This window comes from Streptomyces rubrogriseus (genome assembly GCF_027947575.1).
GTDB lineage: Bacteria > Actinomycetota > Actinomycetes > Streptomycetales > Streptomycetaceae > Streptomyces > Streptomyces rubrogriseus.
The window spans coordinates 391,098-405,487 of sequence record NZ_CP116256.1; the positions used below are offsets into that span (position 1 = coordinate 391,098).

At 75.0% G+C, this 14,390-nt stretch carries 11 protein-coding genes and 2 pseudogenes; 8 read left to right on the forward strand and 5 right to left on the reverse strand.

All coding sequences use genetic code 11. From position 1 onward, the window contains the following. Positions 1–26: 26 nt before the first annotated feature. Positions 27–1,313, reverse strand: coding sequence for a PH domain-containing protein (locus tag Sru02f_RS01845; protein ID WP_109029533.1), 1,287 nt, complete (start codon positions 1,311–1,313; stop codon positions 27–29). A gap of 476 nt (positions 1,314–1,789) precedes the next feature. After that, a complete protein-coding gene (locus Sru02f_RS01850) occupies positions 1,790–2,347 on the reverse strand; it encodes a PH domain-containing protein (protein WP_167469295.1) in 558 nt (185 codons plus the stop codon). Between the two features lie 31 nt (positions 2,348–2,378). On the opposite strand from Sru02f_RS01850, the gene Sru02f_RS01855 reads away from it, so the two are divergent. Further along, on the forward strand, positions 2,379–3,530 hold the full coding sequence (locus Sru02f_RS01855; RefSeq protein ID WP_109029531.1) for an NADH-quinone oxidoreductase subunit D: 1,152 nt from the start codon (positions 2,379–2,381) through the stop codon (positions 3,528–3,530). Here Sru02f_RS01855 and Sru02f_RS01860 read toward each other — a convergent pair. Beyond that, a pseudogene (locus tag Sru02f_RS01860) lies at positions 3,495–4,582 on the reverse strand (SAM-dependent methyltransferase). The gene Sru02f_RS01855 and the pseudogene Sru02f_RS01860 sit on opposite strands and share 36 nt — an antisense overlap. A 118-nt stretch (positions 4,583–4,700) precedes the next feature. Between Sru02f_RS01860 and Sru02f_RS01865 the strand changes: the two are divergent. The 3 genes and pseudogenes from Sru02f_RS01865 to Sru02f_RS01875 all read left to right on the forward strand — a co-directional run bounded on the left by Sru02f_RS01865 (position 4,701) and on the right by Sru02f_RS01875 (position 7,375). Continuing rightward, on the forward strand, positions 4,701–5,906 hold the full coding sequence (locus tag Sru02f_RS01865; protein ID WP_109029448.1) for a sensor histidine kinase: 1,206 nt from the start codon (positions 4,701–4,703) through the stop codon (positions 5,904–5,906). 65 nt (positions 5,907–5,971) lie between these two features. Further along, a complete protein-coding gene (locus tag Sru02f_RS01870; protein WP_003975444.1) occupies positions 5,972–6,646 on the forward strand; it encodes a response regulator in 675 nt (224 codons plus the stop codon). Positions 6,647–6,698: 52 nt separating this feature from the next. Then, positions 6,699–7,375, forward strand: a pseudogene (locus Sru02f_RS01875) (ATP-binding protein). 41 nt (positions 7,376–7,416) lie between these two features. Here the strand turns inward: Sru02f_RS01875 and Sru02f_RS01880 are convergent. After that, a complete protein-coding gene (locus tag Sru02f_RS01880; RefSeq protein ID WP_109029450.1) occupies positions 7,417–8,523 on the reverse strand; it encodes a DUF5937 family protein in 1,107 nt (368 codons plus the stop codon). Between the two features lie 158 nt (positions 8,524–8,681). Between Sru02f_RS01880 and Sru02f_RS01885 the strand changes: the two genes are divergently transcribed. Then, positions 8,682–8,897, forward strand: a complete 216-nt coding sequence (locus Sru02f_RS01885; RefSeq protein ID WP_174854986.1) for a hypothetical protein — start codon at positions 8,682–8,684, stop codon at positions 8,895–8,897. Positions 8,898–8,974: 77 nt separating this feature from the next. Here Sru02f_RS01885 and Sru02f_RS01890 read toward each other — a convergent pair whose 3' ends face one another. Continuing rightward, entirely contained in the window at positions 8,975–10,186 is a 1,212-nt protein-coding gene (locus Sru02f_RS01890; RefSeq protein WP_109029452.1) for a threonine aldolase family protein, read from the reverse strand. Positions 10,187–10,386: 200 nt separating this feature from the next. On the opposite strand from Sru02f_RS01890, the gene Sru02f_RS01895 reads away from it, so the two are divergent. The 3 genes from Sru02f_RS01895 to Sru02f_RS01905 are packed head-to-tail and all read left to right on the forward strand — an operon-like array spanning position 10,387 to position 14,389. Next, positions 10,387–11,640 carry a DUF2520 domain-containing protein gene (locus tag Sru02f_RS01895; protein ID WP_109029453.1) on the forward strand — a complete coding sequence of 418 codons (1,254 nt, stop codon included), beginning with the start codon at positions 10,387–10,389 and terminating at the stop codon, positions 11,638–11,640. Further along, positions 11,637–12,650, forward strand: a complete 1,014-nt coding sequence (panC, locus tag Sru02f_RS01900) for a pantoate--beta-alanine ligase (RefSeq protein WP_109029454.1) — start codon at positions 11,637–11,639, stop codon at positions 12,648–12,650. Before Sru02f_RS01895 ends, panC begins: the two co-directional genes overlap by 4 nt. Then, the gene (locus Sru02f_RS01905; protein ID WP_109029455.1) at positions 12,647–14,389 is read left to right on the forward strand and encodes an L-aspartate oxidase; all 1,743 of its coding nucleotides are present in this window, start codon (positions 12,647–12,649) and stop codon (positions 14,387–14,389) included. Before panC ends, Sru02f_RS01905 begins: the two co-directional genes overlap by 4 nt. Position 14,390 lies beyond the last annotated feature (1 nt).

Genomic DNA, 14,390 nt, shown 5'->3' on the forward strand with positions numbered 1-14,390 from the left:
GCGGCCCCCTGGCCGCGGGCTCGGGCTCAGGCCATCCAGCGGTCCGGCGGGGCGTCCCGGCGGCCGGTCCTGGACCGTTCCGCCTGGCTCCGCAGCAGCTCCGCGGCCTCTTCGGCGTCGCGCAGGCGGGCGGTCACGGTCTTGTTCGCCCCCGTGTCCACGTGGACGTCGGCCAGCCGCAGGGCGCGGCGCCAGGGGCCCTGCGTCAGGCGGACGCTCTGGACCTTGGCGTGCGGCACGAGCGCCAGGCTGCGGCGCAGCAGGCCGTACCGGGCGGCGAAGACCGCGTCGGTGACGGCGAGCCCGTGGCCGCGCCACCACAGCGGTCGGCAGCGTGCGGCCCGGCGCGGCGGGCGCGTCAGCTCCGGTCCGGGCGGCACGCTCACCCCGGGCAGTACGCGCGCGACGACCGACTCGGCGATCTCGCGCGGGGCGACCGGCAGGAGCACGGAGTTCGACGACCCGGCCACGTCCAGCTCGACCCGTACCCAGCGGCGGCGCCGCCACAGCAGCGGTTCCACGAGGCGCACGGTCTGCACCCGGCCCGGCGGTACCGTCTCGTGGGCGCGGTCGAGCAGGCCGTGGTCGATGCGGAGCCCGTCCGGGGACTCGGCCACCGTCCAGTCGTACTCCCCGACGAACCGGCCGGCGCTGCTCGCGCCCGCGGCGCCCACCAGCGGCAGGGCGGTCGCCAGCACCGTCCACAGGTTGTGGGTGGCCAGCCACAGCAGCGTCGGTACGACGGCGGCGGCGAGCAGTGTGCCCCAGGTCGCGCCGGTCAGCAGGAGGGAGACGGCGAGGACGCCGGGCGGCACCCGCAGCAGCTGCCGCGCGGGGGCCTCGCCGACCTCGTGCGCGGTCTCGGGCGCGAAGCCCGCCGCGCGCGCGAGCAGCTCGGCCCGCAGTGCCCGCGCCTCGCCGGCGCCGAGGAAGGCCAGCTCGTCCTTCTTGCCGGTGCCTATGACGTCGAGCTTGAGCTTGGCGACCCCCGCGACCCGGGCCAGCAGGGGCTGGGTGACGTCGATCGCCTGGATGCGTTCGAGGCGGATGTGCGCGGTACGCCGGAACAGCAGGCCGGTGCGGATCCGCAGCTCGGTGTCGGTCACCGCGTAGTGGGTGAACCACCAGGTGAGGAAGCCGTACAGGGCGGCGGCCGGGATCAGTACGGCGAGGCCGATCAGCAGGTGGGTCGTGGTCAGCCGGGTCAGCTGGCGCTGCGCCTGGTCGGGATCGTGCACGGCCCACCCGACGAGCACCGCGACCGGCGCCCACGCCCGCCGCAGGGGCGTGACGGGGTGCAGGCGCCGCTCCACGACCTCGCCGCCCCGGCCGCGGCTCGCGGCGTCCCCCTTCGCCGGTGTCCCGTCGGCACCCGCGCCGGGGCCGCCGCGGTCGGGGCCGGTGGCTTCGGACGCGGCGTCCGCGGCGTGCTCCGAGGGCTCGGCGTGCTCCGAGGGTTCGGTGTGCTTCGAGGGTTCGGCGTGCTCCGAGGGCTCGGCGGTGTCGTCGTGGCTCGCCTTCCTCGGAGGGCTGTCCTCGTGTCGGTCGGGGTCGGTCCGGCCGGGTTCGCTCGCGCTGTTCGTCGGCGTCCTGGTGGTGCCGGGGGTCTCGGGGGCGGGGGCTGCCGCGTGTGCCGAGGGGTCGGCGGTTTCGTGTTCCGGGTTCCGCGAGGGGGCGTTCCAGGTTCGGTCGGGGGGCGCCGGGCCGGGCTCGCCCATGTACTCCGCGGTGCCGTCCGCGCGCCCGGCCGTACCGCCCTCGGTCGCGCCACTCCCCGTCCCGGACCCGGTCACAGGCCCGCCGATCGGGCCTCGCCCAGCTCGGTGAGGCGGTCGCGGAGGCGTTCCGCCTCGGCCGGGTCGAGGCCGGGGATGGTCGCGTCGGTCGCGGCGGCGGCCGTGTGCAGCTGCACGCTGGCCAGGCCGAAGTGGCGCTCGACGGGCCCGGAGGTCACCTCGACCAGCTGCATGCGCCCGTACGGGACGACGGTCTCCTCCCGCCACAGCACACCCCGGCTGATCAGCAGGTCGTCGGCGCGCTCGGCGTACCGCCAGGAGCGCCAGTTGCGCTCCAGCATCACCCAGCCCCAGGCCGTCAGGGCCAGCGGCAGGAGGGCCAGGACGGCCCAGCGAGGGTCGAGGAACAGGGCGGGCAGCACGCCGGCGGCGACCGTCAGCAGGCCCAGCCACACCACCAGCAGCAGGCGGCGCAGACGCAGCAGCCCCGGCGGCAGGCCGGTCCACCCCGGTTCGTCCCGCGGCGCGGCCGACGGGCCCGCCGGAGTCGCCCGCCCGGCCGCCCGCGCCGTCCCCGCCGTGCCCGCGTCGTCCGGGCTCCCCGTCTCCATGGGGCCAGCGTACGTAGGGGAGACTGTGTTCATGACTCCTACGACGGAGACCACGGTCGGAATCGGCGGTGCCGCGGAGAGCACCGACATGGTGCTCAACATCGGGCCCCAGCACCCGTCCACCCACGGCGTGCTGCGGCTCAAGCTGGTTCTGGACGGCGAGCGCATCACGAGCGCGGAGCCGGTGATCGGCTACATGCACCGCGGCGCGGAGAAGCTGTTCGAGGCCCGTGACTACCGTCAGATCATCATGCTCGCCAACCGCCACGACTGGCTGTCGGCGTTCTCCAACGAGCTGGGCGTCGTCCTCGCCGTCGAGCGGATGCTCGGCATGGAGGTCCCCACGCGCGCGGTGTGGACGCGGACACTGCTCGCCGAGCTGAACCGGGTGCTGAACCATCTGATGTTCCTCGGGTCGTATCCGCTGGAGCTGGGCGGCATCACCCCGGTCTTCTACGCCTTCCGGGAGCGGGAGGTCCTCCAGAACGTGATGGAGGAGGTCTCCGGCGGGCGCATGCACTACATGTTCAACCGCGTCGGCGGTCTCAAGGAGGACCTCCCGGCGGGCTGGACCACGCGCGCGCGTGGCGCCGTCGCCGCCGTCCGCTCGCGCATGGACGTCTTCGACGACCTGGTGCTCGGCAACGAGATCTTCCGGGGGCGTACCCGGGGCGTGGGCGCCCTGTCCGCCGAGGCCGTGCACGCCTACGGCGTCAGCGGGCCCATCGCGCGCGCCTCCGGCGTCGACTTCGACCTGCGCCGCGACGAGCCGTACCTCGCCTACGGCGAACTCCAGGACACGCTGAAGGTGGTCACCCGGACCGACGGGGACTGCCTGGCCCGCTTCGAGGTCCTGCTGGAGCAGACGCACAACGCCCTCGACCTCGCCGACGCCTGCCTGGACCGCCTGGCGGAGCTGGCGCCGGGGCCGGTGAACCAGCGGCTCCCGAAGGTGCTGAAGGCGCCCGAGGGCCACACGTACGCCTGGACCGAGAACCCGCTCGGCATCAACGGGTACTACCTGGTCAGCAAGGGTGAGAAGACCCCGTACCGGCTGAAGCTGCGCTCGGCGTCGTACAACAACATCCAGGCGCTCGCCGAGCTGCTGCCCGGGACGCTGGTCGCGGACATGGTGGCGATCCTGGGGTCACTGTTCTTCGTGGTCGGCGACATCGACAAGTAGCGCCCCGGCTTCGACCGGCCCCACCGGCTGGAGCAGCCACCGGAAATCGCCCAGGCCGCCGCGCGCGGTCAGCTCGGCGGCCTGGGAGGCGCTCGCGAGGGCGCGCACGTACGCCGCCGGGTCGGTGGAGGCCAGCGCGAGCGGGGGGCGTGCGCCGGTGACACCGAGCGCCCGCAGGATCTCGCGCTGGGGGCGTGTGAGCGCATTCGGGGGCGCGTACTCCGGAGTGCACCTCGCGGTGTGGGCGGCCGCGCACGCGTCCAGTGCCACGTGTGCGGTGATGTCGCACGACCCGTCCGGCACGGGCTCCGTCTCCCGGCCCTCACGGAAGCCCGTGAGCGTCCCGAACGGCGGGCGGGCGGCCGCGGTGTGCGCGTAGTCGGCGGCCACCGCCAGCCCGGCGTCCAGCGCCGCCACGGCCGACGCCCAGGCCTCGTCGCGGGGAGCCCGATCTCCGCGCGCCGCCCCTCCTCGGCGGGCAGCGGCCACCACCGGGCCAGCCACTCGGCCTCCGCCCCGGCCACCGGCTCGCCGAGCCGCTCGGCCCCGTCGCCCCGTACGAGCACCCGGCGCGCCACGCCCGCGGCGTCCACCTGCGCCACGTCCACCGGCACGTTGTCCAGCCACTCGTTGGCGAACAGCAGCCCGGTGACGCCGTCCGGCGGCCGAGGCAGCCACTGGATCCGCCGGTCGAGCCCTGCCGGGCGGGCGGCGACCTCGACGGCGTACGCGCGCGTGCGGGCGGCCACGTCGGCGGGCAGGGCCGCCAGCACCCCGGCGACCAGCTCGCCCCGGCCGGCCGCCATGTCCACGAAGTCCAGCACCGCGGGCCGGCCCAGCGCCTCGTCGACCCGGCACAGCAGTCCCGCCACGGCCCCCGCGAACAGCGGCGACGCGTGCACGGACGTACGGAAGTGCCCGGCCGGGCCCTCGGGCCCCGCGCGGTAGAAGCCCTCCGGTCCGTAGAGCGCCTCCTGCGTGGCCTCCCGCCAGCCCCGCCATTTCCCGTGCGTCTCGGGAGCCCCTCTGAACCCTGCCGTCCCTGGTGTCACAAGCCCAGGCTAGGGGCACAGAAGAGCGGTCCCTCCACCTTGCGGAGTATGCGCGGGCGATGCGGATCGGCCCTCCGGTTGACCCCTGCACCTATTCCGCTTCCCTACGCTGGGTTACGTGCAGCGCCTCTACGACTTCCTCCGCCGACACCCGACCGGTGTCGACTCGTTCTGGGCCTTCGTCGTGCTCGGAATCTCCCTGGTCTCCGCGGCGACCCCGGGGACGCGGGCGGACGGGACGGACAACCTGGCGCTGATCGTCCCCTTCGTGGTGCTGCTCGGCGTCGTGATCGCGCTGCGCCAGCGGGCGCCGGAGCGGATGCTGCTGCTCGCCGTCGTGCTCGGTGTGGGGCAGCTGGTCTTCGACGTCTCGACGATGCCCGCCGACTTCGCCTTCCTGGTGATCATCTACACCGTGGCCGCGACCGGCGCCCGCTGGGCCTCCCGGACCGCGCTGGCCACCGGCCTGTGCGCGGCGCCCCTGGCTCAGCTGCGCTGGTCCGACAGCGAGCTGGGCATGGGCACCACCATCGCCGTGACGGTCTTCCAGGCGGTCCCCTTCGCGCTGGCCTGGGTGCTCGGCGACTCCATCCGCACCCGGCGCGCCTACTTCGCGCAGCTGGAGGAGCGCGCGACCCGGCTGGAGAAGGAGCGCGAGGCACAGGCCAAGGTCGCGGTCGCCGCCGAGCGCGCCCGGATCGCGCGCGAGCTGCACGACGTCGTCGCGCACAACGTCTCCGTCATGGTGGTGCAGGCCGACGGCGCCGCCTACGTCCTGGACGCGGCGCCCGACCAGGCGAAGAAGGCCCTGGAGACCATCTCCTCCACCGGCCGGCAGGCGCTCGCCGAGATGCGCCGCCTGCTCGGCGTGCTGCGCACCGGCGAGCACAAGGAGGCCGGGGAGTACGTGCCGCAGCCCGACGTCGAGCAGATCGAGGACCTCGTCGAGCAGTGCCGCACCTCCGGGCTGCCGGTCGACTTCAAGATCGAGGGCACCCCCCGGCAACTGCCCAGCGGCGTCGAGCTGACCGCGTACCGCATCGTGCAGGAGGCGCTGACCAACACGCGCAAGCACGGCGGCGAGAACGCGGGCGCGAGTGTGCGCCTGGTCTACTTCGACGACGGTCTCGGGCTGCTCATCGAGGACGACGGCAAGGGCGCCCCGCACGAGCTGTACGAGGAGGGCGGCTTCGACGGCCAGGGCCACGGGCTGATCGGCATGCGCGAGCGGATCGGCATGGTCGGCGGAACCCTGGACGCGGGCCCGCGTCCGGGCGGAGGATTCCGCATCAGTGCGCTGCTGCCGCTGAAACCCGCGCCCTGACCACCGCGCCCCCACGCACGTACCGCATTGACACCTGTAAGGAAGCGAAGGAAGAAGAGGCCCCGATGGCGATCCGCGTGATGCTCGTCGACGACCAGGTGCTGCTGCGCACCGGGTTCCGGATGGTGCTGGCGGCCCAGCCGGACATGGAGGTCGTCGCGGAGGCGGGCGACGGCGTCGAGGCGCTCCAGGTGCTGCGCTCGACCGCCGTGGACGTCGTCCTGATGGACGTCCGCATGCCCAAGCTCGACGGCGTGGAGACCACCAGCCGCATCTGCGTGGACCCGAACGCGCCGAAGGTGCTGATCCTGACCACCTTCGACCTCGACGAGTACGCGTTCTCGGCGCTGAAGGCGGGCGCCTCCGGCTTCATGCTCAAGGACGTGCCGCCCGGCGAGCTGCTCGCCGCGATCCGCTCCGTGCACAGCGGCGACGCGGTGGTGGCCCCCTCCACCACCCGGCGGCTGCTGGACCGGTTCGCGCCGATGCTGCCCGCCACCGGGCAGGAGCCCCGGCAGAAGGAGCTCCAGCGGCTCACCGAGCGGGAGCGCGAGGTGATGGTGCTGGTGGCGCAGGGCATGTCCAACGGCGAGATCGCGGCGCGGCTCGTGCTGTCCGAGGCGACGGTGAAGACCCATGTGGGCCGCATCCTGACCAAGCTGGGCCTGCGCGACCGCGTGCAGGTGGTGGTCCTCGCCTACGAGACGGGGCTGGTGCGGGCCGGCGGCGGACAGGGCTGACGGACCTGTGCGGAGGGCTCCGCGTCGGACCGCTCGTCGGTAGGGTCTGCGCATGCTCCTGTGGATCAACGGCCCCTTTGGGGGCGGCAATCCATCCAGTCGCTGCCTGCGCACGAGATACGGCGCAGACTCCCCGGCAGCGTCGTCTGCGACCCCGAGCACGCGGGCTTCGGGCTGCGCCGCATGCTGCCGCCCGAGCTGCGGGAGGCCCGCGGCCGGAGGCCGCTGATCGACAACTTCCAGGACCTGGTCTCCTGGCGGCAGGGCGTCGTGGAGGTGCTGGACCTGGCCCTCACCAAGCACGACGGCGTGGTGATCGCGCCCATGACCGTCACCGACCCCGGGTACTTCGCCGAGACCGTCGGCAGGCTGCGCGAACTGGGCCACGACGTCCACCACTTCAGTCTCCTCGCCGAACGCGAGACCGTCCTGCGACGGCTGCGCGAACGCGGCCCCGGGCACGCCCTGCGGTACGTGACGGGGAGGACGGGGCAGGCTGGCGGGCCGCGTCGGGAGAGCTGGGCGGTGCGACAGCTCGACCACTGCCTGGAGCGGCTGGCCGAGCCGGAGTTCGCCGAGCACCTGTGGACGGACCACACGACCGTCCCGAAGACCGCCGACCGGATCGCCGTCCTCGCGGGGCTCACCCTGAAACCCAACAACGAGGGCGCCCTGCGCACCCGGATGCGGCAGGCGGGGGTCGGGATCCGGCACATCCGGGTCGACTGACCGGCCGGCCCGCAGCCCCCCCCCGCGACGCCAGGGGGGCGCTAGCGCAGTATCCCCTCCAGGAAGTCGCTGCCCAGCCGGGCCACCACCGTGACGTCCAGCTGGTGCAGGACGTACCGGCCGCGGCGGCGGGTGGTGACCAGTCCGGCCTTCTTCAGCACGCCCAGGTGCCGGGATATCTCGGGCGCCGTCATCCCGTGCACCTGCGCCAGCTCGCCCGTGGTGTACGCACTGCGGGCCAGGTACCGGCAGATCCGCATCCGGACGGGGTGGGACAGCGCCGTCATCCGCATCGTGAGCTGCTCGACCGAGGGCGGTGAGGCCAGCTCGGGGGAGCCGACCGGGTAGTGCAGCACCGGCTGCCAGTCGTGCCGGTGCAGGACCATCAGGTGCGGCCAGCCCAGGCTCGTCGGGACCAGCAGCAGGCCGCCGTCCGCCGTCGCGGAACGGCCGTCGCCGAGCTTGTCGACGGTGATCCGGGCGGCGCCCTCGTCCAGGGTCACCGCCGGGGACACGGCGGCCAGGGCCTCGGCGAGGCCCTTGTGGCGCAGCAGGTCCGTCTTGCGGCGGGCGTCGGCCGCGAGCTGGTGGCGCAGCCGGGACCAGGCCTCGGCGAAGAACGCCTCGTCGCAGTCCCGGGCGAACTGCCGCAGCCAGTCCCGGATCCGCGGCGGATCGGCCAGCAGCCGCTCGCTGAAGCGCAGCTGCTGCGGTCCCCGCGCGGCGGCCAGGTCCAGCGCGCGCCGGCGCACCTCGGAGTCGTCGAGCGCCGAGACCCCGCCGGTGCTGTACGGCAGCGCGCAGGTGAACTCCAGGGCCGCGTCGACGAACTGCTCGTCGGACAGCTTGTCGAGCAGGTCCAGGTCGTCGGCGAGGGTGGCACCGGGCAGGGTGCTGCGGCCCGGCACCCCGGCGAACGGCATGAACAGGTCCGAGAAGGTCGTCCGCCACAGGAAGTCGGCCTCGCACATCCGGTCCGCCAGGTGCGAGTCGAGCCGGGCGGTCACGCCCGTCACCCAGCCCTGGAGCCCGGGGTGGTGCCCCGGCTCGGACAGCGCGTGCAGCGCCATACCCAGCTCGGCCAGCGGAGAGGGCACGACGGCGACCCGCTCCGGCCGCAGCCCCGTGATGTCGATGCGCACGCTCATGCCCCCATGGTGCACGCCGCCACCGACAACGCCGCCGCCGATTGACCGCCGCCGTCAATCGGCGCGACCGCGGGGCGGGGACCGGCGCAGGCTGGGGTCGCCGGGGCAACCGCGGAGCCCGTACCCACCTCTACGTCTCCCTGAGAGGGCGATCCGCCATGAGCATCACGCAGCAGTACCTCCTCGACACCTACCGGGCCCGGCAGCTCGGTGAGCCCGCGCCGCCCGCGCCCGGCGCCCACGACCGGCGGGTCGTCCGCGAGTGGCACGACCGCCGTCGGTTCCAGGCCGTGCTCGCCGGCCGCCCGGCGCGCGGGCGGGTACGGCGGGCTCTGCGCCGGTGGCGGTCCCGGTGGCCGCGGGCCCTGGGCTGACCGGGCGGGCGGCCCCCGCCGACCGGTCCGTCCGGCCGTCGGCGGGAGGCCGGGTCCCGCGCCCGCCCGTCAGGCCGTCAGGCCGTCAGCCGGGCGGCGAAGTCGGCGACCGCCGCCCGCACGTCGTCGGCCGTCCACTCCAGCCCCGACTCGCCCACCGAGACCTCAGTGAGGGCGACCCCGGGACCGGCCGCGTCCCAGGGCTGGGAGAACAGCATCGTCCCGGTCTCCTCGGCCTGCCGGAGCGCGGCCTCACCCGCCGCGTCGGGCTCGCAGGGCAGCCAGACCTGGAACTCGTGCGTGTGCGGCACCGCGGGGTGCACCCGCGCCCACGGCAGCCCCGCCGCCGCGAGTGACTCGCGCAGCGCGGCCGCCACCACGCGCGCGTGGGCCACGTACGAGGGCAGCCGGGGCAGCTCGCGCTCCAGGCCCGCCAGGGCGGACAGCGCCGTGGGGAACTGCTGGAACACCTGGCCGCCGTACCGGTGCCGCCAGGCCTTCGCCTCCTCGACCAGCGTCCGGGGACCGGCCAGGGCGCCGCCGCCGTAGCCCTTGAGGGACTTGTAGAACGAGACGTACACGCTGTCCGCCAGGCCCGCGATCTCGGCCAGGGGGCGGCCGAAGTGGACGGTGCACTCCCACAGGCGGGCCCCGTCGAAATGGACCACCGCGTCGCGCTCCCGGGCGGCCTCGACGACCTCGGTGAGCTCCTCCCAGGTGGGCAGCAGGTATCCGGCCTCCCTGAGCGGCAGTTCCAGCATCAGCGCCCCGAACGGCTCCTCGAAGCCGCGCACCTCGTCGGCGGTCGGCGGCCTGGGCGCGTCGGTCAGCCGTACCGGGTGCAGGCCGCCGACCCGGCTGAAGGCGTTGCGCTCGTGCCGCTCGGGATGGCCGAGACCGTGCAGGGCGACGACCGGGTTGCCGGTGCGGCCCGCCCAGCAGCGCAGGGCCACCTGCTGGGCCATGGTCCCGGTCGGGAAGAAGGCGGCGGCCTCCGTACCGAGCAGGGCGGCGGTCCTCTCCTCGAGGGCCTCGACGACGCCGTTGCCGTACATGTCGGAGGGCTCGTCGAGGTCGTACAGCTCCTCGGCCCCGTCGAGCAGGGCGATGCGCTCGCGCAGGGTCGTGACGAAGCCCGGGCGGGCGAGTACGCGCCGCGCGCCGCGGAGGGCGGCCACGCGCCGCTCCCGGCCGCGCCTGTTGCGCTGCTCCTCGGGCTCGTCCTTGGCCGGCGGCGCTTCCGGTCCGGCCGGTGCCGCCCGCTCTTCCTGTTCTGCCGTGTCGCTCATGCAGGGATCATGTCGCGCGGACCGCGCGCCGGGCACCCGGTTTCCGCACACGTTCCGACACGCGCGCGTGGTGTGTGCTCCGGCGCCGCACGGAAACCCACAGCCTGTGGACAACCGGACGCCGCCCGGACCGATCGCGTTAACATGACGAGAAATCGTCCGGTACCCCGAGCGGACTGGAACGGGAAGGCCGCCGTCGCGTGAACACAACCCCACAGGCAGACCCCAAGGACCGCCCCGCGCGGCTCACCGTAGGCGTCGTCGGCGCCGGGCGGGTGGGCCCCGCGCTGGCCGCGTCCCTCCAGCTCGCCGGGCACCGTCCGGTGGCCGTCTCCGGGGTCTCCGACGCCTCCAGGAGGCGTGCCGCCGCCCTCCTGCCCGACGTGCCGCTCATGACGCCCGCGGAGGTCCTCCAGCGCGCCGAGCTGGTCCTGCTGACCGTCCCCGACGACGCCCTGCCCGGCCTGGTGACCGGGCTCGCCGAGACGGGGGCGGTGCGTCCTGGCCAGCTGCTGGTGCACACCTCCGGGCGGTACGGAGCCAGGGTCCTGGACCCCGCGCTGCGCGCCGGCGCCCTGCCGCTGGCCCTGCACCCGGCGATGACCTTCACCGGCACCCCGGTGGACGTCCAGCGCCTGGCCGGCTGCTCCTTCGGCGTCACCGCGCCCGAGGAGCTGCGGCTGGCCGCCGAGGCCCTGGTCATCGAGATGGGCGGCGAGCCGGAGTGGATCGCCGAGGACCGGCGCCCGCTGTACCACGCGGCGCTGGCGCTGGGCTCCAACCACCTGATCACCCTCGTCGCCCAGTCCATGGAGCTGCTGCGCACGGCCGGCGTGACGGCCCCCGACCGGATGCTCGGCCCGCTGCTGGGCGCCTCCCTCGACAACGCGCTGCGCTCCGGCGACGCGGCCCTCACCGGCCCCGTCGCGCGCGGCGACGCGGGCACGGTCGCCGCGCACATCGTGGAGCTGCGCGAACACGCCCCCCAGGCCGTCGCCGGCTACCTGGCGATGGCCCGCGCGACCGCCGACCGCGCCCTGGACCACGGCCTGCTGAAGCCCGAACTCGCCGAGGACCTGCTCGGCGTACTCGCCGAGAACTCCCCAGGCCCGGGCCCCACCGGAATCCCGGCCGCGGACGCCTCCACCGGCCCGGAACGCACCCCCGACGCCGACACGGACGCCGAGGGCGCCCCTGGCCCGGAGGGCACCCCGGGCCCTGACGGAAGCACCGGCCCCGACGGCCCCACCGACGCGCAGGGCCCGGCCACGGACGGCCCGGCCACGGACGGACCCCACGGCCGGACACACACACCCGGCGCCAACGCGGGCTCCGAGGGCACCCCGGACCCCGACGGCGCCACCGGCCCCGACGGTCCCACCGGCCCTGAACGCCCGACCGGCCCGACGGGCCCGACCGGCCCGACCGGCACCGACGACGGAGGCGCACGATGACGACCCCCACCCCTCCCGTCCTCCTGCGCACCGCCGGCGAGCTGCACGCGCGTGTGCGGCGCGGTCGCCGGGCCGTGGTGATGACCATGGGCGCCCTGCACGAGGGCCACGCCACCCTGATCCGCACGGCGCGCGACATCGCCGGACCGGACGGCGAGGTCGTCGTCACGGTCTTCGTGAACCCGCTCCAGTTCGGCGCCGGCGAGGACCTCGACCGCTACCCGCGCACCCTGGACGCCGACCTGGAGATCGCCGGGCGGGCGGGCGCCGACGCCGTCTTCGCCCCTGCCGTCGACGAGGTCTACCCGGGCGGCGAACCTCAGGTGCGCGTCACCGCGGGCCCCATGGGGGAACGCCTGGAGGGCGCCTCACGCCCCGGCCACTTCGACGGCATGCTCACCGTCGTCGCCAAGCTGCTCCACCTCACCCGCCCCGACCTCGCCCTCTACGGTCAGAAGGACGCCCAGCAGCTCGCGCTGATCCGCCGCATGGTCCGCGACCTGAACTTCGGCGTGGAGATCGTCGGCGTCCCCACCGTGCGTGAGGAGGACGGCCTCGCCCTGTCCAGCCGCAACCGCTACCTCTCGACGGCGGAACGCCGCACCGCCCTCGCGCTCTCCCAGGCCCTCTTCGCGGGGCTGGACCGGCACGCCGCGCAGGAGGCGCTGTGCGCGAGGGCCCGCGAGGTGCCCGCCACCCAGGCCCGCGCCGAGGCGCTCAGCGCCCTGGGCGAGTCCCGCGCGGCGGCCGACGCCCACGCCGTCGCCACCTCCGCCCCCGGCAGCGCCACGGCCGTCCGGGACGCCGCCCGCCTGGTGCTGGACGACGCCGCCCGGGCCACCCCGCCCCTGGAGCTGGACTACCTCGCCCTGGTCGACCCGTCGGACTTCACCGAGATCGGCGACGACCACACCGGCGAGGCCGTCCTCGCCGTCGCCGCCCGGGTCGGCGCGACCCGCCTGATCGACAACGTCCACCTCACCTTCGGACCCCTCGGAGCCGCCTCGTGACCAGCACAGGCATACGACTGCACGCCCCCGCGCCCGGCTGGGCCATCGCCGCGGACGTGGTGGTCGTCGGCTCCGGCGTCGCGGGCCTGACCGCGGCCCTGCGCTGCGAGTCCGCAGGTCTGCGGACCGTCGTCGTCACCAAGGCCCGGCTGGACGACGGCTCCACCCGCTGGGCCCAGGGCGGCGTCGCCGCGGCCCTCGGCGAGGGCGACACCCCCGAGCAGCACCTGGACGACACCCTGGTCGCCGGCGCCGGCCTGTGCGACGAGGAAGCGGTCCGCATCCTGGTCACAGAGGGCCCCGACGCCGTACGCCGGCTCATCGCGACCGGCGCGCACTTCGACGAGTCCACCGAGGGCGGCCTGGCCCTCACCCGCGAGGGCGGCCACCACCGCCGCCGCATCGCCCACGCGGGCGGCGACGCCACGGGCGCCGAGATCTCCCGCGCCCTGGTCGAGGCGGTACGCGCGCGAGGGCTGCGCACGGTGGAGAACGCGCTCGTCCTGGACCTCCTCACGGACGCCGAGGGCCGCACCGCGGGTGTCACCCTGCACGTCATGGGTGAGGGCCAGCACGACGGCGTCGGGGCGGTGCACGCCCCCGCGGTCGTCCTCGCCACCGGCGGCATGGGCCAGGTCTTCTCGGCGACGACGAACCCCTCCGTCTCCACGGGCGACGGAGTGGCCCTCGCCCTGCGCGCCGGTGCCGAGGTCAGCGACCTCGAGTTCGTCCAGTTCCACCCCACCGTCCTCTTCCTGGGCGCGGACGCCGAGGGCCAGCAGCCCCTGGTCTCCGAGGCGGTACGCGGCGAGGGCGCCCACCTGGTGGACGCGGACGGCGTGCGCTTCATGCAGGGGCAGCACGAACTGGCGGAACTCGCCCCGCGGGACATCGTCGCGAAGGCCATCACACGCCGCATGCAGGAGCACGGCGCCGACCACATGTACCTGGACGCCCGCCACTTCGGCAGGACGATGTGGGAGCACCGCTTCCCCACGATCCTCGCCGCCTGCCGCGCCCACGGCATCGACCCGGTCACCGAACCGGTCCCGGTCGCCCCGGCCGCCCACTACGCCTCGGGCGGCGTCCGTACCGACGCCCACGGCCGTACGACGGTCCCCGGCCTGTACGCCTGCGGCGAGGTCGCCTGCACGGGCGTGCACGGCGCCAACCGCCTGGCCTCCAACTCCCTCCTCGAGGGCCTGGTGTACGCCGAACGCATCGCGGCCGACATAGCGGCCACCCACACGGCCGGCACCCTCCACGCGCGCGTACCGGCCCCCCTCCCACAGCCGGACCACCCGCGACACCCGCAGCACCCCCTCCTCCCGCCCGAGGCGCGCCTCACCATCCAGCGGATCATGACGGAGGGCGCCGGCGTCCTGCGCTCGGCGGACTCCCTCGCGCGCGCGGCCGACCGGCTGCACGGCCTCCACGCCGAGGCCCGCGAGGCCCTGCACGAGCACGGCAAGACCTCCGAACCCGGTGTCGACACCTGGGAGGCCACCAACCTCCTGTGCGTGGCCCGCGTCCTGGTCGCCGCGGCGGCACAGCGCGAGGAGACCCGCGGCTGCCACTGGCGCGAGGACCACGCGGACCGCGACGACACCACGTGGCGCCGCCACGTCGTCGTACGGCTGAACCCTGATCGCACCCTCGCCGTGCACACCACGGACACGCCAGAATTCCCCCCGACCGTCCACGGCGCCCAGCCGACGCACCGTCCCCAGGAGCAGTGAC